21 protein-coding genes, 3 tRNA genes, 1 rRNA gene and 1 pseudogene are annotated in these 23,087 nt (G+C 66.1%); 13 read left to right on the plus strand and 13 right to left on the minus strand.

The genetic code is table 11. From position 1 onward, the window contains the following. The 7 genes from Amac_RS51530 to Amac_RS51560 form a co-directional block, all read right to left on the minus strand. Nucleotides 1–452, minus strand: a 16S ribosomal RNA gene (locus Amac_RS51530); the annotation flags it as partial. Nucleotides 453–1,024: 572 nt separating this feature from the next. Continuing rightward, complete coding sequence (locus Amac_RS51535) at nucleotides 1,025–3,604, minus strand: valine--tRNA ligase (RefSeq protein WP_246269243.1); 2,580 nt, start codon at nucleotides 3,602–3,604, stop codon at nucleotides 1,025–1,027. A gap of 72 nt (nucleotides 3,605–3,676) precedes the next feature. Then, entirely contained in the window at nucleotides 3,677–4,954 is a 1,278-nt protein-coding gene (gene clpX / locus Amac_RS51540; protein WP_155351446.1) for an ATP-dependent Clp protease ATP-binding subunit ClpX, read from the minus strand. 224 nt (nucleotides 4,955–5,178) lie between these two features. Continuing rightward, entirely contained in the window at nucleotides 5,179–5,841 is a 663-nt protein-coding gene (locus Amac_RS51545; protein WP_155351445.1) for an ATP-dependent Clp protease proteolytic subunit, read from the minus strand. Continuing rightward, nucleotides 5,838–6,482 (minus strand): ClpP family protease, encoded by a 645-nt coding sequence (locus tag Amac_RS51550; protein ID WP_155351444.1) that lies wholly within the window; start codon nucleotides 6,480–6,482, stop codon nucleotides 5,838–5,840. Before Amac_RS51550 ends, Amac_RS51545 begins: the two co-directional genes overlap by 4 nt. 205 nt (nucleotides 6,483–6,687) lie before the next feature. Beyond that, nucleotides 6,688–8,052: a trigger factor gene (gene tig, locus Amac_RS51555; RefSeq protein ID WP_155361754.1), complete on the minus strand. Its 1,365-nt coding sequence runs from the start codon at nucleotides 8,050–8,052 to the stop codon at nucleotides 6,688–6,690. A 187-nt stretch (nucleotides 8,053–8,239) separates the two neighbouring features. Beyond that, nucleotides 8,240–9,106, minus strand: coding sequence for a Sco1979 family transcriptional regulator (locus Amac_RS51560; protein ID WP_155361755.1), 867 nt, complete (start codon nucleotides 9,104–9,106; stop codon nucleotides 8,240–8,242). Nucleotides 9,107–9,377: 271 nt separating this feature from the next. Between Amac_RS51560 and Amac_RS51565 the strand changes: the two genes are divergently transcribed. The 7 genes from Amac_RS51565 (at nucleotide 9,378) to Amac_RS51595 (ending at nucleotide 14,357) form a co-directional block, all read left to right on the plus strand. Further along, nucleotides 9,378–9,845 (plus strand): ATP-binding protein, encoded by a 468-nt coding sequence (locus Amac_RS51565; protein WP_155361756.1) that lies wholly within the window; start codon nucleotides 9,378–9,380, stop codon nucleotides 9,843–9,845. A 48-nt stretch (nucleotides 9,846–9,893) separates the two neighbouring features. Then, nucleotides 9,894–10,229: an ArsR/SmtB family transcription factor gene (locus tag Amac_RS51570; protein WP_155361757.1), complete on the plus strand. Its 336-nt coding sequence runs from the start codon at nucleotides 9,894–9,896 to the stop codon at nucleotides 10,227–10,229. Beyond that, nucleotides 10,226–10,834: an SRPBCC family protein gene (locus Amac_RS51575; RefSeq protein WP_155361758.1), complete on the plus strand. Its 609-nt coding sequence runs from the start codon at nucleotides 10,226–10,228 to the stop codon at nucleotides 10,832–10,834. The genes Amac_RS51570 and Amac_RS51575 overlap by 4 nt, the downstream gene beginning before the upstream one ends. A gap of 187 nt (nucleotides 10,835–11,021) precedes the next feature. Beyond that, a complete protein-coding gene (locus tag Amac_RS51580; protein WP_170323078.1) occupies nucleotides 11,022–12,233 on the plus strand; it encodes an RCC1-like domain-containing protein in 1,212 nt (403 codons plus the stop codon). Between the two features lie 110 nt (nucleotides 12,234–12,343). Further along, nucleotides 12,344–12,417 (plus strand) — tRNA-Pro (locus Amac_RS51585). Between the two features lie 236 nt (nucleotides 12,418–12,653). Further along, complete coding sequence (locus Amac_RS51590; RefSeq protein ID WP_218041779.1) at nucleotides 12,654–14,183, plus strand: carboxylesterase/lipase family protein; 1,530 nt, start codon at nucleotides 12,654–12,656, stop codon at nucleotides 14,181–14,183. A gap of 100 nt (nucleotides 14,184–14,283) precedes the next feature. After that, nucleotides 14,284–14,357 (plus strand) — tRNA-Gly (locus tag Amac_RS51595). Nucleotides 14,358–14,449: 92 nt separating this feature from the next. Here Amac_RS51595 and Amac_RS58330 read toward each other — a convergent pair. Further along, nucleotides 14,450–14,797: pseudogene (locus Amac_RS58330) on the minus strand (tyrosine-type recombinase/integrase); the annotation flags it as partial. 789 nt (nucleotides 14,798–15,586) lie between these two features. Between Amac_RS58330 and Amac_RS51605 the strand changes: the two are divergent. Beyond that, on the plus strand, nucleotides 15,587–16,339 hold the full coding sequence (locus tag Amac_RS51605) for a DUF5984 family protein (RefSeq protein WP_155361761.1): 753 nt from the start codon (nucleotides 15,587–15,589) through the stop codon (nucleotides 16,337–16,339). 101 nt (nucleotides 16,340–16,440) lie between these two features. Next, nucleotides 16,441–16,547, plus strand: a tRNA-Gly gene (locus tag Amac_RS51610). Between the two features lie 211 nt (nucleotides 16,548–16,758). Here Amac_RS51610 and Amac_RS51615 read toward each other — a convergent pair. From Amac_RS51615 to Amac_RS51625, 3 genes are all read right to left on the minus strand, one after another. Further along, a complete protein-coding gene (locus Amac_RS51615) occupies nucleotides 16,759–17,196 on the minus strand; it encodes a hypothetical protein (RefSeq protein WP_155361762.1) in 438 nt (145 codons plus the stop codon). A gap of 157 nt (nucleotides 17,197–17,353) precedes the next feature. After that, entirely contained in the window at nucleotides 17,354–17,722 is a 369-nt protein-coding gene (locus tag Amac_RS51620; RefSeq protein WP_218041780.1) for a hypothetical protein, read from the minus strand. Nucleotides 17,723–17,874: 152 nt separating this feature from the next. Then, entirely contained in the window at nucleotides 17,875–19,032 is a 1,158-nt protein-coding gene (locus tag Amac_RS51625) for an erythromycin esterase family protein (protein WP_155361763.1), read from the minus strand. Between the two features lie 91 nt (nucleotides 19,033–19,123). Here Amac_RS51625 and Amac_RS51630 point away from each other — a divergent pair, with 91 nt between their 5' ends. After that, nucleotides 19,124–19,807: a TioE family transcriptional regulator gene (locus tag Amac_RS51630; protein ID WP_155361764.1), complete on the plus strand. Its 684-nt coding sequence runs from the start codon at nucleotides 19,124–19,126 to the stop codon at nucleotides 19,805–19,807. 99 nt (nucleotides 19,808–19,906) lie between these two features. On the opposite strand, the gene Amac_RS51635 is transcribed toward Amac_RS51630, so the two are convergent. Next, a complete protein-coding gene (locus tag Amac_RS51635; RefSeq protein ID WP_155361765.1) occupies nucleotides 19,907–20,125 on the minus strand; it encodes a hypothetical protein in 219 nt (72 codons plus the stop codon). 138 nt (nucleotides 20,126–20,263) lie between these two features. Here Amac_RS51635 and Amac_RS51640 point away from each other — a divergent pair, with 138 nt between their 5' ends. Together Amac_RS51640 and Amac_RS51645 are read left to right on the plus strand one after the other, a co-directional pair. Beyond that, nucleotides 20,264–20,545, plus strand: a complete 282-nt coding sequence (locus Amac_RS51640) for a hypothetical protein (protein ID WP_155361766.1) — start codon at nucleotides 20,264–20,266, stop codon at nucleotides 20,543–20,545. A 553-nt stretch (nucleotides 20,546–21,098) separates the two neighbouring features. Beyond that, nucleotides 21,099–21,314 carry a hypothetical protein gene (locus Amac_RS51645; RefSeq protein ID WP_155361767.1) on the plus strand — a complete coding sequence of 72 codons (216 nt, stop codon included), beginning with the start codon at nucleotides 21,099–21,101 and terminating at the stop codon, nucleotides 21,312–21,314. A 209-nt stretch (nucleotides 21,315–21,523) separates the two neighbouring features. Here Amac_RS51645 and Amac_RS58335 read toward each other — a convergent pair whose 3' ends face one another. Continuing rightward, a complete protein-coding gene (locus Amac_RS58335) occupies nucleotides 21,524–21,823 on the minus strand; it encodes an STAS domain-containing protein (protein WP_155361768.1) in 300 nt (99 codons plus the stop codon). A 74-nt stretch (nucleotides 21,824–21,897) separates the two neighbouring features. On the opposite strand from Amac_RS58335, the gene Amac_RS51655 reads away from it, so the two are divergent. Beyond that, nucleotides 21,898–23,087, plus strand: a 1,190-nt coding sequence (locus tag Amac_RS51655) for a hypothetical protein (protein WP_155361769.1), incomplete at its 3' end; no start/stop codon positions are given.

Raw genomic sequence — 23,087 nt, forward strand, 5'->3', positions numbered from 1 at the left:
CGTCAACTTCGTCCCTGCTGAAAGAGGTTTACAACCCGAAGGCCGTCATCCCCCACGCGGCGTCGCTGCGTCAGGCTTCCGCCCATTGCGCAATATTCCCCACTGCTGCCTCCCGTAGGAGTCTGGGCCGTGTCTCAGTCCCAGTGTGGCCGGTCGCCCTCTCAGGCCGGCTACCCGTCGTCGCCTTGGTAGGCCACTACCCCACCAACAAGCTGATAGGCCGCGAGCCCATCCCCAACCGAAAAAACTTTCCACCACCATCCGATGCCGGAGATGGTCATATCCGGTATTAGACCCGGTTTCCCAGGCTTATCCCAGAGTCAGGGGCAGGTTACTCACGTGTTACTCACCCGTTCGCCGCTCGAGTACCCCGAAGGGCCTTTCCGCTCGACTTGCATGTGTTAAGCACGCCGCCAGCGTTCGTCCTGAGCCAGGATCAAACTCTCCAAAAAATGCTTTTCGAAGATGTTCTCCCAGCCAACATTCGACATGAATGTCAACCAAAGGAATCCGTCAAATATGACGGGGTTGTGCATCATGCACTGGCTTTTAGCACACTGTTGAGTTCTCAAGAAACGCACACGTACACCTGCACCAGCAAGACCGAAGTCTTGCAGATCCGGGGGTGTCTCTATCTTTGCAAGCTATCCGATCTACGTCAAATCATTAAATTTGGCGCCATCTCAGCTAACTTGCGAATCTTTCGGTCGCTCTGTTCCCAGAGCACCCCTCTACTCTGCCGAACCCGAAGCGACGCCGATCGTGGCGAAGCGTCCGGAATCCCGGCTGAGGGAGGAGGGGGGCGGAGAGTCCGCCGCCGGGATCCTGTTGGGGTTCCCAGCGCGCCGTACCGACCGCGTACAAGAACATTAGCACCCCTACAGGGATGCTGCGAGCAAACTTCGGTAACCAGAGATCCATTCCCTGGCCACGATCCCCTAAACATCGACGCCCAGAGTCCAGCCTTCCCCAACGATCGGCAGGCCCGGAGGGGATCCCTCCGGGCCTGTCTGGCCAGGTCGCGTCAGGCAGGCAGGGCCGCGAGCTGGGCTTCCAGGCGGGCGATGTCCTCCTCGGCCTGGGCGGCGCGGGCCCGGACCTTGCTCACCACATCCTCGGGGGCCTTTGCCATGAACTGCGCGTTGCCGAGCTTGCCGGTCACCTGAGCCTGCTCCTTGCGCGCCACGGCGAGGTCTTTTTCGAGGCGTTTGCGCTCAGCCGCCACGTCGATCGCCCCGGCTGTGTCGATCTCCACGGTGACACCGCCGACCGCCAGCTTCGCGGTCGCCGTGAACGAGTCGGTCGCGGCGTCCAGGCGCAGCAGGGCGCGGATGGCGGTCTCGTGGGCCGCCAGAGCCGTACCGGAGAGGGACAGGTGGGCGGCGACGCGCTGGCCGGGCTTGAGGCCTTGGTCGGAGCGGAACCGGCGGACTTCGGTGACGAGGTCCTGGAGGGAGTCGATCTCGGCCTCGGCCGCCCTGTCGGACAGGGAAGTGTCACCTGCGGGCCAGGGAGCGATGACCAAGGACTCCTTGCCGGTGAGCGCCCGCCAGAGCTCCTCGGTGACGAAGGGGACCAGCGGGTGCAGCAGGCGGAGCAGGGCGTCGAGCACGTGGCCGAGAACACGCTTGGTGTTGTCGGCGACCGGGCCGCCGGCGGCGATCTGGATCTTGGCCAGCTCCAGATACCAGTCGCAGACCTCGTCCCACGCGAAGTGGTAGAGCGCGTCGGAGATCTTGGCGAACTCGAAGTCCTCGAAGGCCGTGTCGACCAGCTCGATGACGGACTGGAGGCGGGACAGGATCCAGCGGTCGGCGGGCGTGCGCTCGTCGGGCAGGCCGGTGGAGACGGCGCCGTTCATGAGAGCGAAGCGGGTGGCGTTCCAGATCTTGTTGCAGAAGTTCCGGGAACCGGCCGCCCAGTCCTCGCTGATCGCGACGTCGGAGCCGGGGTTGGCGCCGCGGAGCAGGGTGAAGCGGGTCGCGTCGGCGCCGAAGCGCTCGATCCAGTCCAGCGGGTCGACCACGTTGCCGAACGACTTCGACATCTTCTTGCCGAACTGGTCGCGGACCATGCCATGCAGGGCCACGGTGCGGAAGGGCGGCTGGCCGTCCATCGCGTACAGCCCGAACATCATCATTCTGGCGACCCAGAAGAACAGGATGTCGTAGCCGGTGACCAGGACCGACGTCGGATAGAAACGCTTGAGGTCCGCGGTCTCCTCGGGCCAGCCCAGGGTCGAGAACGGCCAGAGGCCGGAGGAGAACCAGGTGTCCAGGACATCCGGATCCTGGACAAAGCCATCAGGGGGCGTCTCGTCGGGGCCGACGCAGACGACCTCGTCGTTCGGGCCATACCAAACCGGGATGCGGTGGCCCCACCAGAGCTGGCGGGAGATGCACCAGTCGTGCATGTCGTCCACCCAGTCGAAGTAGCGTTTGGCCAGCTCCGGCGGGTGGATGCGAGTACGGCCGTCACGGACCGCGTCGCCGGCGGCCTTGGCGAGCGGGGCGACGTTGACGAACCACTGCAGCGACAGGCGCGGCTCGACGACGGTCTTGCAGCGCGAGCAGTGGCCGACCGCGTGCACATACGGCCGCTTCTCGGCGACGATGCGGCCTTCGGCGCGCAGGGCGGCGACCACGGCGGGGCGCGCCTCGAACCGGTCGAGGCCCTGGAACGGGCCGGGCGTGGTGATCACGCCGCGCTCGTCCATGACCGCCAGGGCCGGCAGGTCGTGGCGGCGGCTGATCTCGAAGTCGTTCGGGTCGTGCGCGGGGGTGACCTTGACCGCGCCGGTCCCGAACGCGGGGTCCACGTGGTCGTCGGCGACGACCGGGATCATCCGCCCGGTCAGCGGCAGCTCGACCTCGCGCCCGACCAGATGCGCGTAACGCTCGTCCGACGGGTGGACCGCGACCGCGGTGTCGCCCAGCATCGTCTCGGCCCGGGTGGTGGCGACGACGATCTCGGTGTCGCCCTCCCCGTAGCGGATGGAGACGAGCTCGCCGTCGTCGTCGCTGTGCTCAACCTCGATGTCGGACAGGGCGGTCAGGCAGCGCGGGCACCAGTTGATGATGCGGTTGGCGCGGTAGATGAGCCCGTCGTCGAAGAGCCGCTTGAAGATCGTCTGGACGGCACAGGAGAGGCGCTCGTCCATGGTGAACCGTTCGCGGGACCAGTCGACGCCGTCGCCGAGCTTGGTCATCTGGCCGAGGATGCGCCCGCCGGACTCCTCCTTCCACTGCCAGACGCGCTCGACGAACGCCTCCCGGCCGAGGTCGTGCCGGGACAGGCCCTCCTTGGCGAGCTCGCGTTCCACCACGTTCTGGGTGGCGATGCCGGCATGGTCCATACCCGGCAGCCAGAGGGTCTCGAAGCCGCGCATCCGGGCACGGCGCGACAGCGCGTCCTGAACCGAATGATCGAGGGCGTGCCCGACATGCAGCGACCCGGTCACGTTCGGCGGGGGCAGCACGATGCTGTACGGCTCACGCCCGCTGCCAGGATCCGCGCCGAAATATCCGGCCGCTACCCACCGCTCGTAGCTGGGGGTCTCGACGTCGGCAGGTGCGTACTGGGTTGGAAGCTCAGGCGTTGTCACGCTGCCTAATTCTAAGAGCACCCACGGGTACAGCCGTCGCGAATAACGACGGCCATACCCAACAAAGGCGGATCAGGCCGACTTCTCCCGAGGGGTGCGCTGCTGCTTCAGCTGGTCGCGCGGGATGAGAGTGGGGTTCACATGCTCGAGGACGGCTTCCCTGGTGATCACCACGCGGGCCACGTCCTGCCGGGAGGGCACCTCGTACATCACCGAGAGGAGCACCTCCTCCAGGATCGCGCGCAGGCCGCGGGCGCCGGTGCCGCGCAGGATCGCCTGGTCGGCGATGGCCTCCAGGGCGTCGTCGGTGAACTCCAGCTCGACGTTGTCCAGCTCGAACAGCCGCCGATACTGCTTCACCAGCGCGTTGCGCGGCTCGGTCAGGATCTGGATGAGCGCTTCCCGGTCGAGGTTGTGCACGCTCGTGATCACGGGAAGGCGGCCCACGAACTCGGGGATCATGCCGAACTTGAGCAGGTCCTCGGGCATGACGTCGCCGAAGATGTCGGAGGAGTCGACTTCCTCCTTGGAGTGGATGATGGCGTTGAAGCCGATCCCCTTCCGGCCCACCCGGGACTCGATGATCTTTTCCAGGCCGGCGAAGGCGCCACCGCAGATGAACAGCACGTTGGTGGTGTCGATCTGGATGAACTCCTGGTGCGGGTGCTTGCGGCCGCCCTGCGGGGGCACGCTCGCGGTGGTCCCCTCCAGTATCTTCAGCAGGGCCTGCTGCACGCCCTCACCGGAGACGTCGCGAGTGATCGACGGGTTCTCGCTCTTGCGGGCGATCTTGTCGACCTCGTCGATGTAGATGATGCCGGTCTCGGCCTTCTTGACGTCGTAGTCGGCGGCCTGGATCAGCTTCAGCAGGATGTTCTCCACGTCTTCGCCGACGTATCCGGCTTCGGTGAGCGCGGTGGCATCGGCGATGGCGAACGGCACGTTGAGCATCTTCGCCAGCGTCTGGGCCAGCAGGGTCTTGCCCGAGCCGGTGGGGCCGAGCAGCAGGATGTTGGACTTCGACAGCTCCAGGCCGTCGTCCCGCCCGCGCTCGCCGGACTGCACCCGCTTGTAGTGGTTGTAGACCGCCACCGAGAGGGCCTTCTTCGCCTTGTCCTGACCGATGACGTAGGCGTCGAGGAACTCGTAGATCTCCCGTGGTTTGGGGAGATTGTCCCACTTCAGTTCGGAGGACTCGGAGAGCTCCTCCTCGATGATCTCGTTGCAGAGGTCGATGCACTCATCGCAGATGTAGACGCCAGGTCCGGCGATGAGCTTCTTGACCTGCTTCTGGCTCTTGCCACAGAACGAGCACTTGAGCAGGTCTCCCCCGTCGCCGATGCGTGCCACCCCAGATACTCCTTTGCGTGGGACCGCCCTGCTGCCGCGGTCCGTTTATTCCGCGCCAGTCACTCCGGTGCGAAAACGTCATCCCGCTCAGGTTTCGACGTTACCGTCTTCCGGGCCCTCAGTGAGCCCCCTAGCGGCGAGTCGCACCGGAACGTGCCCAATTGGGCACCGTTCCGGTGCGGTCAGACTAGTCCATCCGATCCATCGGATCGCGGACTCGGCCGCTAGGAAGCCACGGCCGCGGCGCGACGCTTGCGGGACGGGATGATGTCGTCCACCAGGCCGTATGCCTTCGCCTCGTCCGCGCTGAGGATCTTGTCGCGCTCGATGTCGCGGCGGATCTCGTCCGAAGATTTACCCGTGTGCTTTGCCACGATTTCTTCGAGAAGTGACCGCATGCGGAGGATCTCGCGCGCCTGGATCTCGATATCCGACCCCTGACCGCCGCCCTCGGTGGAGGGCTGGTGGATCAGAACCCGGGCGTTCGGCAGCGCGAACCGCTTGCCCGCGGTGCCGCCGGCCAGCAGCACGGCCGCGGCCGAGGCCGCCTGGCCGAGGCAGACGGTCTGGATCTCGGGCCGGACGAACTGCATGGTGTCGTAGATCGCCGTCATGGCGGTGAACGACCCGCCGGGCGAGTTGATGTAGATGCTGATGTCCCGATCGGGGTCGAGCGACTCCAGCGTCAGCAGCTGGGCCATCACGTCGTTGGCCGAGGCATCGTCGATCTGCACGCCGAGGAAGATGATGCGATCCTCGAACAGCTTGTTGTAGGGATTCATCTCCTTCACCCCGTATGTCGTGCGTTCCACGAACGACGGGATGATGTAACGGCCGTTGATGTCTCCCGGCCGGATCAGCTCACTCACTTTGGAAGCTCCAGTCATGAGACGGCGCCCTCGGAGGGCACCTGCCGTGCGCTGCGAACGACGTGGTCGATGAAGCCGTAGTCCTTGGCCTCCTCGGCCGTGAACCAGCGGTCCCGGTCGGAGTCGCGCTCGATCTGGTCGACCGGCTGCCCGGTGTGGAAGGCGATCTGCTCGGCCAGCGTCTTCTTGACGTAGAGCATCTGCTCGGCCTGGATGGCGATGTCGGCCGCCGTGCCGCCGATGCCGCCCGAGGGCTGGTGCATCATGATGCGGGCGTTGGGCAGCGCATATCGTTTGCCGCGGGCGCCGGCGCAGAGCAGGAACTGGCCCATCGAGGCGGCCAGGCCCATCGCCACCGTGCACACGTTGTTCGGCACGTACTCCATCATGTCGTAAATCGCCATGCCGGCTGTGATGGAACCGCCGGGGGAGTTGATGTAGAGCCAGATGTCGCGGTCCGCGTCGTCCGCCGCGAGCAGCAGGAGCTCCGCGCAGAGGCGGTTGGCGACCTCGTCATTGACCTGGGTGCCGAGCACGACGATGCGCTCGCGCAGGAGCCGCTGGTAGAGCTGGTCCTCAAGCCGGAACGAGCCGTTGGGCTGCGCCTGAGACTCGGGCCCGAAGCTGGTGGGCTGGAAGAAGGTCGGCGGGCTGGTCACAGCGTCACCTTCCGATGCGTCGTTATCGATGGGCTTTGATTGTGACCTTAACGCGCGCCGCAGACAGCTCATGCCCGCACGCGAGGCTGTTCGCTGACGGCGCATGTAAGTGACCGCCGGGTTTGTACGGTTTCCGACGCGAAAGCCGTACCCACACACGCAAAACGGCCCCCGGCGAATGCCAGGGGCCGCAGCGGAATCGTTGTTAAGGGGCGGGGACCGTTTCGGGAGCGCCGTCCTGCTCGGGGTTGAGTTCGGCGTAGATGGCCTTGAGGTCCACCTCGTTGCCCTCGGTGTCGGTCACCTTGGCGGCGTCGCCGACGACCGTCTTGGCCTTCTCCCGCACGATCTCCATCATGGCCAGGGTCAGCTGGTCGTTGTCGGCCAGGTGCTGGGCCAGCGTGTTCGGGGCGACGCCGAGCTGCTGGGCGCGGCGGACCACGAAGTTGGTCAGCTCCTGCTCGCTGACGCCGATGTCCTCAGCCTTGACGATCTTGTCGAGCACGAAGCCCGACTTGAGGGCGAGCGCGGAGTTCGCCGCGAACTCGGCGAAACGCTCCTCCTCGGTCGTCTGGTAGAGGCGGAAGTAGGCCTCCTTGCTGAGGCCGCTCTCCTGGATCTGGTGCTCCAGGTTGTGCTTGCGGGCGTCCAGCTCGGCCTTGAGCGCGCTCTCCGGCAGCGGGATGTCGATGCTGTCCAGCAGCGCCTCCACCGCCTTCTCGCGGGCCTGCACGACCTGGTCGATCAGCTTGTTGCGGCGGGACTGCTCGCGGATGCTGCCGCGCAGCTCCTCCAGCGTGTCGAACTCGCTGGCCAGCTGGGCGAACTCGTCGTCCAGCTCGGGCAGCACCTTCTCCTTGACCGACTTGACGTTGATGATCACGTCGGCCTCCTCGCCGGCGTTCTCACCGCCGACCAGGGTGGTCGAGAAGGTCTTCTCCTCGCCGGCGCCGAGGCCCTCGAGCGCGTCGTCCAGGCCCTGCAGCACCGAACCGGCGCCCACCTCGTAGGACACGTCGGCGGCCTGCTGCTCTTCCAGGTTCTTGCCGTCGATCTCGGCGCGCAGGTCCATCACGACGTAGTCGCCGCGACCGGCGGGGCGGTCCACGCCGGTGAGCGTGGCGAAACGCTGGCGCAGGCCCTCCAGCTGGGCGTCGATGTCGGCATCCGACACCTCGGCCGGATCCACCACGATCTCGGCTCCGGTGTAGTCCGGCACGTCGAAGGCGGGGCGGATGTCCACCTCGGCGGTGAACTCGACCTGGGCGCCGTCATCGATCCGGGTGACCTCGATGTCCGGCGTGCTCACCGGAAAGAGGTCGATCTCGTCGACGGCCTGGCCGTAAAGTTTGGGGAGCGCGTCGTTCAGGGTCTCCTCAAGAACCACCGCGCGGCCGAAGCGCTGCTCGATGATCCGGGCCGGAACCTTGCCAGGGCGGAATCCGGGGACGCGCACCTGCTGCGCGACCTTCTTGTAGGCCGCCTGCAGGCTCGGCTCCAGCTCTTCGAACGGCACCTCGACGGTGAGCTTCACCCGGGTCGGGCTGAGCTCCTCGACAGCGGTCTTCACGGGGTGGTCTCCTTGATCAAGCATCTGGTGATCGCGGGCACTCAATGCACAGTCACTGTGATGCACAGTCACTGAGGCACGTCACGCGTGCCGCGCCCACGCATAAGGCGAATGGGCATGCTCCACTGTGGCGGGTGTCCAGCGCCACACTGCAGTCTAGGGCAGAGCGGCACCAGCAAGCGACGACTCAAAGCTCGTGTGAGATCTTTCTGAGAATCTCGATCGTCTCCGCCGGTGTGGTGCTGACCGCGCAGAGGCGTTCCATGACCTCGCTGTAGCGATCGACCTCTTCGCGTTTGTCGAGGTAGAGGGCGCTGCCGAGCTGTTCGACGTAGATGATGTCGGGCAGTTCCGCGTCAGGGAAGCGCAGGATGCTGAACGCGCCGCCCTCCGCCGCGTGGCCGCCGAAGTTGAACGGCATGATTTGGATCGTGACATTCGACTGGCTCATCAACTCGATCAGGTGCTGCAGCTGGCCGCGCATCACCTCGGTGCCGCCGATCGGGCGGCGCAGCGCGGCCTCGTCGATGACCGCCCAGAAGGTCGGCTTGCGCGGGCCTTCCAGCACTCGCTGGCGCTCCAGCCGCAGGTCGACCCGGCGGGCGATCTCCTCGGGCGCCGCGCCGACCGCGCCCGCGGTGATCACGGCACGCGCGTATTCCTTGGTCTGCAGCAGACCCGGCACGAACTGCACCTCGTAGGTGCGGATACGTTCCGCCGCCTCCTCAAGCCCGACATACGCCTGGAACCACGAGGGCAGCAGGTCGTTGAAGCGGTGCCACCAGCCGGGCTCGTTGGCCCGCTCCACCAGGTCCAGGATGGCGCCGCGCGCGTCGTCCTCGGCCACGCCGTAGAGCGTCAGCAGGTCGGCGACATCGCGCTCGCGGAAGCTGACCCGGCCGAGCTCCATCCGGCTGATCTTGGATTCGGAGCCCCGGATCAGATGGCCGGCGTCGTGGCGAGAGATTCCCTTGGTCTCGCGGAGTTTGCGAAGCTGGGTTCCCAGGAGGATGCGGAGGGCCGTGGGGCCTTGTCCCGGCTGGGTCTGTGTCACGGCGCCTCCCTCTCAACTTGGTTCGAGCGCTGGAGAGGACGAATCCACACCCCCCCAGCCCACACAGTGTCACCACTTCCGGGCACGAAGACAAGGTCTGAACCTCGTGTCCATTTCACATTGAAGCAACGATCGAGGCAACTGCACATGGCAGTTGCACGTGCATTTGGGTCTTGCATGGGCATACCGGGTTGACCCATGATGGCTTAGTGCATATTGGGCCAATGGTGCACTAGTTCGCAAAACTGGCGGAGCGGGAGGTGCGGGCAGGATGTTGGAGAAGCCCATATCCGCCCGCGATGTTGGCTTTGAGCAGCTGATGCGAGGCGCCCCTGAGTCGCATGCCACCACGTGCCCGCTCCGGCCGCAGGCCGATTCGGTGAAGACCGCCCGAGATGTGACCCGATCGACGCTCAGCGACTGGGGACTTTCGGAACTGAGCGACGACGCGACTTTGGTGGTTTCGGAGCTGGTAACGAACGCTGTCCGTTACGCCCTGTATCCGGTCGACCGAATGATTGACTGTCCGATAACTCTGATGTTGGTACGGCTTGCGCCTCATGTCCTTCTGGCGGTCTCCGATCCCAGCAACGAGGTGCCGACGCCAAAGGAACCGGACTTCATCTCCGAAAACGGGCGCGGCCTGTACATCGTGGAGACCTACAGCCAGGCGTGGGGCTGGGACGTTCTGGACGCCGGGGGCAAAGCGGTCTGGGCACTGTTCCGTACCGACATCTGATGCATGTTTCATTTGGAATATATAAGTTTGCATTGATATAAAGAATCTGTGCACGCGTTCGATATCCTCGGGGACCCGGTACGCCGCCGCATCCTGGAGCTCCTGGCCCAGGGCGAGCAGAGCTCCGGCGCCATCACCACGGTCATCCAGGCCGAGTTCGGGATCTCCCAGCCCGGCGTCTCCCAGCATCTGCGGGTCCTTCGGGAGAGCGGTTTCGCGTCCGTACGAGCCGAGGGGACGCGGCGCCTCTACTCGGTCGAGGGTGAAGCGCTTCGCGAAGTCGACGCGTGGCTGGATCAGTTCCGGCGGTTCTGGAGCCAGCGGCTGGACGCGCTGGGCACGGAGCTCGCCCGGGGGAAGCGGAAGAGAAAGGACGGCGAATGATCGACATCGTGCAGCAGATCGCGGCCGCTCACCGCGCGGTGGAGCTCCGGTCCGGGGCCGATGGAGAGAGCGTTTCCATTCTGGTACGGCGGACCTACCACACGACCATCGAAAACGTGTGGAACGCGCTCACCGATCCCGACCGGCTGCGGCGGTGGTTCCTGCCGGTCAGCGGCGAATTCCGGGTAGGCGGGCAGTTCCAGGTCGAAGGCATGGCCAGTGGCGACATCCTGCACTGTGACCCGCCAAAGCTGCTCCGGGTGACGTACGGGCATGAGACCAGCCTGGTCGAGGTACGGCTGGCCGAAGACGGCGAAGCCACGGTGCTCGAACTCGACCACACGGTTCCGCTCGCGCTGGCGGGGAGCGTGGCCGGGGCGCTGTATGTCGGGCCTGGGTGGGATGGTGCGGTCATGGGGCTCGGACTGTATCTATCCGGGATGGATCCCGTCGTGGCGGCCAACTCGCCGGAGGTGCTGAAGTTCTCGAGCCATTCCATCTCGGTATGGGAATCCGTCGTCAAGGCGGCGGGCCTCGCCACGGACGAGGAACTCGTGGACGCGGTCGCGGCCGCGAAGGCGCAGTTCATTCCCGACAAGTCGTAGAAACTTTCAGCAATTCCTGCAATGAAGATGGAACGGCACGGAACGCCCTAGAGGAAAAGGAGATTCGCGAGCGGCGATAGGGGACTCCACAGATGTGCTTCCGCAGGGCGTTCTGGCCGGTCAACGTGGTTTCGCGGCCGCGTTCCACGCGATGGAACGGGCCTCTCCCGCGCGGGGGCCAGAGCTGATGGATCTCAGCTCCGCCGAACGGTCAAGGATCACCGCCCTCAGCGCCTGGGGCCGCAATCACCTCGGCCAGGCGGGTGACGGAACGACCACCGAGCTGGAGACACCCGTCCAGGTCAGTCGGCGGTCTCCGATCTGGCGAGATATCTCCAACGTCCGGCAGATCGCGGCAAGCTCGGATTTCAGCGCTCTGGTACGCGCGGACGGCGCCCTCTTCCTGTGGGGCAACCGGCGCTTCGGCGACCGGCGATACCGGGACAATTACGCCACCATCCCCGAACAGATTCCCGGTCTGAGCGGAATCGTCCAGGTGTCGCTGGGCGCCAAGCACATTCTCGCGCTGGGATCCGACGGCAGGGTCTGGGCCTGGGGAGACAACGAACACTGGCAGCTGGGCGACGGCACCACGATCCGGCGCAGTGTGCCGCATGCGGTGTCCGGCTTGACCGGCATTGTGCAGGTATCCGCTGGTCATCGATTCAGCCTTGCCCTGGCCGAGGACGGCACCGTCCATGCCTGGGGGCACAACGGCTACGCGGAGCTCGGCGACGGAACCACGGCCAACCGCGCCACGCCGATAAAGATCCCCTCATTGTCGGATGTCACCCGGGTCGCCGCTTCCTCCCATGGCGCGCACGCGCTCGCCGTGCGCGCCGACGCGACCGTCTGGGCCTGGGGTCACAACCGGTGCGGTCAGCTGGGCATGGGATGTACTACGCCCCGGTATGCCCCGGCCCAGGTTCCCGGCCTGGCCGACGTCTCGTCCGTCTCAGCCGGTGAACATTCCAGCTTCGCGATCACGAATCGCACCGTCTGGGCCTGGGGGTCCAACTCGGTCGGCCAGCTCGGCGACGGCACCACCGTCGACCGCCGCTCCCCCGTACCCCTCACGCTGACGGACGTCGTCCAGGTCGATGCGGGCGGCGGGCCGACCACCGCGGCGCTTCGGGGCGACGGGACCGTCTGGACCTGGGGTGGCAACGACTCCGGGGCCCTGGGCTGCGGCCTCGCCGACTCGCATGTCGATCACCCGCATCAGGTTCCGGGCGTGTCCGACGCGATCCAGCTCGCGGTCGGCACCTCCACGGTGCTGACCCTGCGGTCGGCCGGCCGAGGCACGACTTCCGGCTCAACCCGAATTCCGGGGACGAATCCCTGGGGGTCGACTCTCTCGTTCATGATCTCTTTGCGCCAGACCCAGCCGTGCGCCTGAGCGTGCACGTAACGAGGAGGCATGGGGCAGGCCGATCAGCTAGGATCGGCATGTCCCTCTATGGTCGAGGGCAGCAGAGGAGCCTTCCGAGTCGCCTCGGAGGTCCTTTACGGGGTGTGGCCCAGCTTGGTAGGGCGTCTGGTTTGGGACCAGAAGATCGTCGGTTCAAATCCGGCCACCCCGACCCCAGGAGCCCCTACGGGGGCTCCTTTATCACTCGTACGGGCATCGCCCGGCTTCACGACGCGGACATCGATCAGGGATAGTTCCGCCAAGACCGCCCAGAGCCGGGCTGCGGGATCGTTTCCGAAAGCGTTCAAGATCAACTTAAGGCTCATGTGGGCTGCCCCTAAATCGTTTGCCCGCACACGGCGCGCACTGCGACGCTCGGCCAAGCAGGAACAGAGAGGAAACCGCGAAGTGGCCGTCACCGCATCCAGCAAGCCGTCCGAGTCCGAGCCGGAAGTCCGTACGGCGGCCGGCGTCCTCCGCGGCGGCCGGGAAGCGGGCCTCGCGGTCTTCCGCGGCATCCCGTTCGCCGAGCCGCCGGTCGGCGCCCTCCGTTTCGCCGCGCCGCAGCCGGTGCGCAACTGGGACGGTGTGCGCCCGGCGGTCGCGTACGGCCCGCCGCCCCCGCAATCCGGCGTACTCGGGACGTCCCAGGACACCGCCGGCGACGACTGGTTGACGCTCAACGTCTGGACGCCGGATCCGGATCCGGCGTCAGGGCTCCCGGTGATGGTGTGGATCCCCGGCGGCGCTTACGCCCTGGGCAACTCCAGCCTCCCGGAATACGACGCCGGGCACCTGGCCGGGAGCGGAGTCGTAGTCGTGACCCTCAACTACCGTCTCGGTATCGAGGGTTTCGCGCAGCTCGACGGAGCCCCGGCCAACCGGGGACTGCTCGACCAGGTCGCGGCCTTGCAGTGGGTGCGGGACAACATCCGGGTGTTCGGCGGCGATCCGGACCGGGTCACGGTCTTCGGGGAGTCGGCGGGTGGCGGATCGGTCGCCGCGCTGCTCGCCATGCCGCGCGCCGCCGGGCTCTTCCGCCGGGCGGTCGCGCAGAGCGTGCCGGGAACCTTCTTCTCCCCCGAACTGGCCGCCGACATCGCCGCCGCCTTCGCCGCCGAGCTGGGGGTACGGCCCACAGTGTCCGGCCTGTCGGCGGTGGCCCCGGCCCGGCTGCCCGCCGTGGGCGACGCGATCCACGCCAAGATGGTCCAATGGCGGGAGCGCTGGGGGCAGATCGCACACCGGCCGATCCCGTTCGCACCGGTTGTCGACGGTGACGTCCTGCCGACGATCCCTTGGCAGGCGCTGGCTGACGGCGCCGCCCGGGACGTCGGGCTTCTCGTCGGGCACACGCGTGACGAGCACCGATTGTTCAGCCTGATCGACGGCGTGCTCGGCCAGGTCACGCACGAGCAGACCGAGACCGCTCTGCACATGCTCGCCCCCGGCCCGGACGGCGCACGCCGATACCGGGAGGCATTCCCGGCCGCGGCCGATGAGGAGCTGTACGAACTGGTCAACGCGGACTGGTTGTTCCGCATGCCGAGCCTCCACCTCGCCGACGCGCAGATCGCCGGCGGCGGCCAGGCCCACCTCTACGAACTGACCTGGTCTGCCCCGGGATTGGACGGCGCCCTCGGCGCCTGCCACGGCCTGGACGTGCCGCTCGTCTTCGGCAACCTGAGCAGCGGACAGACCGCCATGCTGATCGGCGACCCGCCCTCCCCGGCGGCGGAGGAGCTGTCCGCGCGGATCCGCGGGGCGTGGACGGCGTTCGCCGCTCACGGCGACCCTGGCTGGCCTCCGTACGACACCGGCCACCGCCTCGCACAGCTCTTCGACACGCCGTCGACGGTCACCGCCTACCCGGAAGAGACCTCACGGCTGCTGTGGCAGGACCACACCTTCCCGGCGCTCCCGCTGCTCACGCGGTAAATCGGCGAAGCGAAGGCCTGACCAGCCGCCAGTCGATGCGCTGCCCGTGCCGGATCTCCGGTACGCTTACGCCTTGACGACCGGCTGACACCCGGCTCGCGCGGACGTAGCTCAATGGTAGAGCCCCAGTCTTCCAAACTGGCTACGCGGGTTCGATTCCCGTCGTCCGCTCCAACAACAAAAGGCCAGGTCATCCCGCATGGGAACCCTGGCCTTTGTGATCTCTACCTCATCTTATGGATCTTCCGTGCCATCCACGTGCCACATCAGCCGTTCTGCGCCTCCGGTCCGCGAGCATCGGTGAATGCATGCCCGAGCGCTTGAGCGATCACGTGATCACGGTCCCGGGTAGCGTGGAGGTAGATCAACGCCGCCCGTGTGGACGAGTGACCCATCCGGGCCATCAGCTCTTTGAGGCTTGCCCCGTTGGCAGCTGCCAAGGTGTTCCCCACGTGACGAAGATCGTGAAAGTGGAATTCCGGTAGCCCAACTGCCGAACGGGTCTTGTTCCACGTGCGGCGGAAGCTAGAACGCCGCAGACGAGCGCCCTTGGGGCCGACGAAGACCCATCCGTCCTCCCCCGATTCCGAGTACAGCGAAATGTGATCGCGAAGCCACGGGAGGAGTTCGGGAGTATGGCCACCAGCCGACGACCCGCACGCGACTTGGGGGTGTCATCAAGCAGCTTCCCGCCATCGAACTCGGCCAGGGCAGCAACAACGCGCACAAAACCCGCTTGCAGGTCGAGATGCGTCCGGCGAAGGCCTGCCAGTTCACCCCACCGCAAGGTCGTGAAGGTCGCCATAAGTACCAGCGCACGGTAGCGAGCGGGAATCACGTCGAGGATCTCGACGACCTTAGTAAGCGGGATTACGACGCGTTCCGGAGTGTCCGGAGTACCGGCCCTCTTGATCCGGCACGGGTTACGCCGGATCTCTTCATCAAAGCTCGCAGATCAAGAACCTGAAACCCGTGAATGGCTGAGGATCCCTGATCGTCCCGTCCGCTATCAACCCGGGCAAGCCCAGCAGACCAGCGACTACGGCTCAAGCCCGGCCGTGCAGGCAGGACAACCAGCACGCGAAGAAGGCCACCGGGAACATGTACACGCAAAGCCGAGCTTGCCCCTCCGTCACCGGCCTACTGCCCCTCCGGGGCCGGGTCGATAGCGGACGGGAAGATCAGAGGCAGGGAAAGATGCGCGGGACCGCACCCAGGCATGGGACAGACTGCGGGTGACCAACTGAGTGACCTGGATACTCGTGGACAGCGATGGACGATCTGAGTAGCGCGAGTCCAGGCCAGGGGCACGCCAAGCAGGTGCTCAGTTTGCCTGACAAGGAAGAAGTACCAGGTAAACGCCAGGTCGAACACACGTCCACCGAGCGGCTACCATACGCCCAGTGATCAGGTTCCGCTTCGCGTTGACACCCCTGGGCCAGGTTTCCCCGTGGGGCCATGAGGATCGTCAACTGCACTGGTTCGGACTGACCAACGGCTGGTATTGGATCGAACTGGCCAATCACGAGTTGCTGCGCTACTCACCGGAGACGCTTCAGCGATATCGAACCGACCATCCTGCGACGCAGCGCCCATATGTCGACTACTACGTGGCTCGGCTATGGGAAGACATCAACGAGATGACACCGACTGTCCTCCAGTCGGTGCCGATCGATCTCCTGGATTTCGTGGCTAGCGACCCCGACGCCTGGCAGCCGAAGGACAGCGATGCGGCGTTGGTTGCCGCGGAGTGGCACGCCGAACACGCGTTGGATCTCGGCTACATCCGACAACCGCCCCGTATCAGGGCTTGGCGTACCGTCAGCGACGATCTCGACACGGTGACAGTGACTTGGCGGCATGACGACGATGGCGACATCAGGTTCATTGCCGACCCGGCGGGCCAGGTCGTAATCCCGGCGGAATCGTTCCTAACTGCCGTTCGGCAACTCGACCATGAACTCATGATCGCCATGGAGCGGAGAATCAGAGCGTTGGAGCGGACGGGGCCACCGGATGGGGTTCATCTCGACCTGCGTTTACTCCGAGCCGAGCACGTCAATCGAGCGACCTGGCTAGCTCAACGCCAACATCGCGAACCGGCAACCGACTGGGCAGCCGTCCGCGCCGGCGCCGAAGACCTACTCCCGGGCTGACGGTTCGAAACCGGCTTCGTGGAGCAGGAGGTTAGACCTCAAGCGCGCGTGCCACAGGCGTGCCAGAAGAAGCGGAGAACGAGGCAGATTCGCGGGGACTCGCGGACACTGCCGTAGGCCTTCTGACCTGCATCGCAGCACGTCATGCGAGCGTGGCCCGAAGTCTTCCAAACTGGCTACGCGGGTTCGATTCCCGTCGTCCGCTCCAACGACAAAGGCCAGGTCATCCCGCACTGGACACCTGGCCTTTGTGATCTTCACGTGGCGTTGTCGATCTTCCGTGCCCGATGGGCGGGCCGATGGCGTCACGTGCCTTGTTCCAGGTTCGGGAGAAGCCCGATCGCCGTAGACGCGCCCCCCGATCCCCGAAGGTGGGCGCAATGTGGTTTTTGCTTCGGTACAACCCTTCAGCTTGTTCCTTATCCTCCGGGTTGTTGTATGCCGTACGCGGAGATCAGTCTCATCACGGGAGGGGTCAGCGAGGTGTCGTGAGCGTCCGACCAGGACGGATTCCAGTAGAGCGCCACCACGGCCACGTACACGACGAGCACCGACTGCAGGATCACCAGCCAGGTGGAGTGACGGCGCCGGGCCACGAACAGCAGGTTGATCAGGAGGAGGGCCGCCAGGGCCAGGGCGGGGTACGCCGCGAGCATCCGCCTGCGCATCTCGTCCAGGAACTGCTCGCGGGTGGGGTCGACGATCCCGCGGATGAGGCTGTCGCCGTCGAAGAACATCGTGTTCCGCTTGACCGCGTCGATGTGCCAGAGGACGGCCTTGATCACCGCCACGTCCAGCGCGAGGATCAGGGCGGCGATCAGGGCCGCGGTCAGGGTGGCACGGAAGGGCGTGCGCATCGGCCGAGTCCTTTCGTCACTCGGTGAGATGCGCTGGGAGCATTGGAAGTTCTAGCGGACGGGTTGGAGTCATCGACCGATGCGACCGATCGGTCAACCCGGCCAGCCCTCGCCTCGCGATAACGCTGCTCAACGCGATTCCCAAGCTGACAGCACGCTACGCCGGATAGTCGGTATTCCAGGGGTACGTGAGGTGTTCGGGCGGCACTCCCCAGGCCCGCAGTTGGGCAAGTAGATCCGCCTCGTCGGTGGCGACGGTTCGCTTGATCTCGCTGCTTCCGACGTCGTAGTCCCAGCCGTCGAGATGCTCGGTGAGGAACTCGCGATGCGTCAGCCGGAAGCTGCGTCGCGCGTCGCTACGTGTCCAGCCTTCCCGCTGAGCAGCCCTGTCGACGTCGATACGTAGCGGGTGGATCGCCACCCATGCTCGACATTCCGGCCGACTCGCCTTCACCTCGGCGACGAGGAGTCTTCCAAGCCGGAGGGCGTTCAGCTTGTCCACGGGGAAGACCTCGTCGAAAGTCATGGGACGCAGCGAGGCCTTCCGGTGAGCCGGCGACCAGCCCGCACAGCAGCAATCGCCTGGCGATCCCGGGCGCCGCCTTCGGTGAGGGATGGGCATGGATGGTGTGATTGATCTGCGTGCGTGTCAGCAGATCCTGACACGTACGCGTTCTGTCAATCTAGCCTGACAGCCTGTTTGAGGAAGACGACGCCGTCGATCATGTCGAGGTGGGTCGGGTCCAGCGGGAAATAGCGGAAATCGTGGGAGATGCGCGGGGCGGGCTTCGGGATGGCCTCGGCCAGGCGGCGGGCGTCGATGAGGGAGTGGTCCCACGGGAGCGTGGACAGGATGCCCTCGATGGTGTCCGGGGGCGGGGTGTCGTCGCCGGCCGTGCCGAGGGCTGAGGCCAGGAAGGCGTACCGGTCGCCCAGGTGCGTCCCGGTGATCGCCCCCGCGCTCCACCACTCCAGCGTCTGGTCGCCGAGCGGCATGAAGCTCTTGTTCCGCTGAAAGTGGAGGTTGTGGCCGAAGACCAGGGCGGGGCCTTGCTCGGCGACGGCACGCAGGTTGGCGGCCATCATCGCGTCCCGCAGGGCCGACAGCCGGGTCCACCGTGCCGGGGACGCGTCGGCCATCCAGTGGTGGTAGCGGAGCAGGCCGGTGGCGGTGCGCCCGTACAGTGCCGCCCGCTGCCTGTCCTCCGCGCTCAGCCGCGGCGCCTGCGTGTCGAGCAGCGTCACCAGGTCGTCGGCGATCAGCCGCAGCCGCTGGGCGTCGGCGGACTGGCCGATCGACTGGGACGGATCCATGGCCGTGGCCTCGTTCGACCACTGGTCGTCCGGGCCCAGCAGCGTGTCGAGGGTTTCCCTGCTGCACGGGAGCGGGCCGTCGAGGAGGGCGTAGAGGGCGGTGAGCGCCTGGCGCGGGCTCGCCGCCCAATACTCCAGCGGGCCGTCGAACCCGAAGAACCGGAGCTTTTCGTCATGCTCCTGGTTGTACGCCCGCATCCAGCGCACGAGCTCGCGGTTGGCCGGGGACGCGCCGAAGCCGTGGCTGAAGCCGCGTTCCATGACGTCATCGAGCGTGTCCGCGCCCGTCGTGATGTAGTCGTCCACCACCAGGCCCATGAGACAGTCGCTCTCGATGGCGAATGACCGGTAGCCCTCGTGCTCGACCAGATGCCGGAAGATCTCGTTGCGCAACTCGCCCAGCTCCCCCACGAAGTGCCTGGCCTCGCCCAGGCCGAGCAGCAGGGGTTTGGCGGGAAGCGACCGGAGGAACGCCGAGACGCCCGCGCCATCGAGCGGCCGGGCCGTGTCCTTGATATCCATACCTTCAACGGTATCGTTGAACACTCGGTGTAAACTTTTCCAGGGAAATACCCGCTCTCATCGCGACGGACCTTCAATCGGTGATGCATCCATGAGGCCAGTGGACCTGGCGCGCGAGCACGGCCTGTCCACCCAGGCGATCAGGAACTACGAGGACGCCGGCATCCTGCCCGCCGCCGAACGCACCGTCCACGGCTATCGCGCCTATGCGCCGCTGCACGCGCAAGCCCTGCGCGCGTTCCTCGCCCTCGTGCCCGGGCACGGTCACCAGACGGCCACGTCGATCATGCAGGCGGTCAACCGGGGTGCCACCGAGGACGCGCTGCGGCTCATCGACGACAGCCACGGCCAACTCCTCGACGACCGCCGTACCCTCCAGGCCGTCGAAGCCGCGCTCCGCGATCTGGCGCCCGTGCCGCAGGAGCGCGGCGACATGTTCATCGGCCCGCTGGCGAAGAGGCTCGGCATCCGCCCTGCCACCCTGCGCAAATGGGAGAACGCCGGGCTGGTCCGGCCGCACCGCGATCCGCAGACGGGCTACCGGATCTACAGCGCGGCCGACGTACGGGACGTGCGGCTGGCCCACCAGCTCAGGCGGGGCGGCTACCTGCTGGAGCAGATCGCCCCGCTGATCGCTCAGGTCCGCTCCGCCGGAGGCGTCGCCCCGCTGGAGTCGACCCTGCGCGACTGGCAGGCCCGCCTGTCCGCCCGGGGCCGCGCCATGCTCAAGGGCGCCGCCGACCTGGACGCGTACCTCCGCGCCCGCGAACCCTGAGCCCGGGCAACTACCACGGGCGGTGCTGGTGGAGCTCGACGGAACCTCGGCGGCATTCGACGCGCAAGGCAGGCTGTTGGCGTGGGTCCCGCCCGATTATCACGACACCTTCGTGGTGGACGTGCCGCTCTCCAGCGAAGAAACGCCATACGTACGGCTGGGCGACTGGGTGCCGGTCATGTCCAATGCGATCGTGATCTCGGCCGTCCTCGTGCTTGCCATCCGGCAGGTCAGATGCCGATCGGCCAGCCAGGGCGCGGCGAGACCCGGGCAGAGAACGACCGCCGTCGCAGCTAGTACGTCAAGATCAGGGCTCACATCTGCCCCTCGCCCTGCTGGCCGGCCAGGGAAGGACGTGATCAGGCAGGCGGAGAAGTGGCAGGAGCCGCCAACACATGAGGTGGCCCGCTACCCGGCCGGAAGTTGTACGGTGCGATTGAGGAGGGCAGACGCTTTATGGCAGACGAGCAGATCACGACAATCGGCAGATGCTACATGTGCAAGCGCACCTTCAGCTTCACCCCCGCGAGTGTCATGACGGTCATGATGGACCCCAAAACCAATCTTCCGCTAGGCATGACGCTGTCAGGTAATTTCCGTGAGCCGACACCGGAAGCCACCGCCAGATCGGTTAAGGAACACGTCTGCTCCAACTGCGTGAACAGGGCAAAGCAGCTCAAAGAACTCATGGACCCGCCTGCCCTCCAATTCGACACATGGCAGAGAGGCAATTCCTGAGCGCGGCTGGTATCACACGTGCGTTGATCATGAGCGTGCCCAAACGGCCTCGGGTTGCAGTTTCGATGCAGTTCACCGCCGTAGTGTCCCTCTCCAGGCGGACCAGCCGCGCGTCTTGGTCCACATGGAGCCGGTCGGGACGGCCAGAATCCGGCTGCTGGGTCGTGCCCGTTACGAGCCCGATAGGACGGTGATCTGCGGGGGCTCACGAGGACTCCTGGGCAGGGCCGCAATCGCGATGGCCAGGGTCGTGCTTGTTGCTCGTTTGTATGCCTCTTCATGGCCTGCTGATCGGCGCCCCTGGGCCTTGCGGTGGTCGCGCCGCGATCCCGCGTCGTCGCGATGAGCCTGCGGTACAGCGTCAGCGATCTCGCGTGACCAGGCGAACCCCCGAAGCACAGTCCACAGGACGATCCCCAGCCGATCCCTGTCCGCGACGCATCTCGCATGCGACAGGCACAATCTCGGCACTCTGGCAAGCCTTGATCGGGAGCGCATCTATTAGTAAACTTTCCTTAAAGTTTTATGCGTATCCGCAGGTGAAAGGAGCCTCATGCGAAGAATCACTCTCCGGCTGGCCGTCATCACCCTCAGCCTGACCGCAATCGGCGGCATCGCCGCCTCCCCTGCCAATGCCGGCGTCGTCGGCGTCTACCCCAGCAGCGCCTCCTGCGAGGCGTTCGGGCAGCGCGGCCTCGGGACCGTCTGGCCCTGGTACACCTGCTATCAATCGGGCACCGGCTGGGCCCTCTGGGCTCCCGGCTTCTAGCCCACCCGCGAACCGCCGACAGGACCGCACCGGCGACGCGGGCACCGCACCAGTTCTTTCGCCACGTCTCTAAGGCCGCCTCCGCTTCCCGGAGACGGCCTTAGAACGCCGGTCCAGGCCAAGGCGAAGAGGTGAGTCCGGCGTGCCGACCTCCACGCGAACTCGGTTCCAGTCGCGCCGAAAGCTAGACCGGCGCGGCCCACCAGCACTCAGCGATCAGACCGCAGCTCCTCCACGGCCTGACCAACGGTCTCGCGACACTGGAACACCCGCTCTAACCCAATCCTGCGAAAGTGGGCGAGCAAGTCAGCGGGAGCTCCCGCCACAACGAAGCGGCCGCCGTTCGTCATGACCCGCTTGGCGGTCGAGAGGACGGCCCCGACCGCCAAGCTGTCCCAAGAGGCAACGCCCTTCAAGTCGAGGACTAACGGGGCTTCGCCCCAGCCCGACAAGCCATGTGTGACGGCTGGGGTAGATGAAAGGGCTCCGGCCGGAGGAGACGGTGACACTGTGTGTGTCCCGTTATTGACCGCCTGCTGGCAGTGGCCGGCCGACTCGGGCCGACATCCGACCGGAGCTTGTCATGACGCTACCCCGAACCGTCGCCGATGTCCTGACCGAGCATGTGGCCCTCGAGATCGAGTCGATCGACCGGATGTTCCTCAACGTCTACCAGCCGCTGCTCCAACATCCGCGAGCGCTGGTCGGCTACATCCACCACCAGCTCGGTCTGCCCATCGCCTCCACCGCTCCGCTTGGCCAGGTCAGCGAACGCTTCGAGCAGGCCATCCACGCCTTTGCCCGCCAGCACGCCATCCCCATGACCCACCTGGCCAAGGGGATACGCAAAGACGATGTCATGCACGAGCACCTGACCCGCTTCCAAGCGGCCGCCCGCACGGAAGGCGTGCTGTTCATCGGCCGCGCGCAGGAGAAGACACCGGTGTTCCGTACCGAAAAGCGCCGCGACGCCGACGGCGAGTCCTACCCGTGGATCGTCAAGACCACCGCGATGGTCAACCACTGGTACTTCTACCTGGTAGACGCCGACTTCGGGCCACTGTTCATCAAGTTCGCCGGGTACTTCCCCTACAACGCCAAGCTGTGCCTCAACGGGCACGAATACGCAAAACGCCAGGCGGCCAAGGCCCAGATCGGCTTCACCGCGCTGGACAACGGCTTCGCCGCGGCCGACGACCCGGCCGCGATCCAGCGGATCTGTGACGAGCTGGACACGGCCCGGATCGACGCCGTGCTGCGCAAGTGGCTGGCACTGCTACCGCACCCCTTCACCGCAGCCGACCGTGCCGCCGGATACCGCTATGAGATCTCCGTCCTGCAGGCGGAGTTCTCCTTGACCCAGATGCTGGATCGGCCCGTCACCGGCCGGATCTTCTTCGAGCAGGTCATCCGCGACAACCTCGGCATCGGCCGCCCGGACCAGGTCAGCCTCATCTTCGACCGGAAGATCCTGCACCGGGCCAGACGCCCCACCCCGGGCCGCTTCCGCACCCGCATCATCACGGCCGGGGTCACCCCGAGCCTGCACATCGACTACAAATCCAGCCGGATCAAGCAGTACCACAAGGAAGGACGAGCGTTACGGACCGAGACCACCATCAACAACACCTACGACTTCGGCATCGGCCGCAAGCTGACCAATCTGCCCGCCCTGCGGGAGATCGGCTTCTCCGCCAACCGACGCCTCCTGGGCGTCCAACAACTCAGCCACGACCCGATCACCGGAGCCGACGCCGTCCACGCCACCTGCGA

Source organism: Acrocarpospora macrocephala, from assembly GCF_009687865.1.
Classification (GTDB): domain Bacteria; phylum Actinomycetota; class Actinomycetes; order Streptosporangiales; family Streptosporangiaceae; genus Acrocarpospora; species Acrocarpospora macrocephala.

Excerpts from the sequence above, each read along its gene's own strand:
- Amac_RS51630 (WP_155361764.1), top strand. The coding sequence starts at position 19,124 with ATGAGGCCAGTGGACCTGGCGCGCGAGCACGGCCTGTCCACCCAGGCG.
- Amac_RS51645 (WP_155361767.1), top strand. The coding sequence starts at position 21,099 with ATGCGAAGAATCACTCTCCGGCTGGCCGTCATCACCCTCAGCCTGACC.
- Amac_RS51625 (WP_155361763.1), bottom strand. The coding sequence starts at position 19,032 with ATGGATATCAAGGACACGGCCCGGCCGCTCGATGGCGCGGGCGTCTCG.
- Amac_RS51620 (WP_218041780.1), bottom strand. The coding sequence starts at position 17,722 with ATGACTTTCGACGAGGTCTTCCCCGTGGACAAGCTGAACGCCCTCCGG.
- Amac_RS51575 (WP_155361758.1), top strand. The coding sequence starts at position 10,226 with ATGATCGACATCGTGCAGCAGATCGCGGCCGCTCACCGCGCGGTGGAG.
- Amac_RS51615 (WP_155361762.1), bottom strand. The coding sequence starts at position 17,196 with ATGCGCACGCCCTTCCGTGCCACCCTGACCGCGGCCCTGATCGCCGCC.
- Amac_RS51640 (WP_155361766.1), top strand. The coding sequence starts at position 20,264 with ATGGCAGACGAGCAGATCACGACAATCGGCAGATGCTACATGTGCAAG.
- Amac_RS51545 (WP_155351445.1), bottom strand. The coding sequence starts at position 5,841 with ATGACTGGAGCTTCCAAAGTGAGTGAGCTGATCCGGCCGGGAGACATC.
- Amac_RS51580 (WP_170323078.1), top strand. The coding sequence starts at position 11,022 with ATGGATCTCAGCTCCGCCGAACGGTCAAGGATCACCGCCCTCAGCGCC.
- Amac_RS51565 (WP_155361756.1), top strand. The coding sequence starts at position 9,378 with ATGTTGGAGAAGCCCATATCCGCCCGCGATGTTGGCTTTGAGCAGCTG.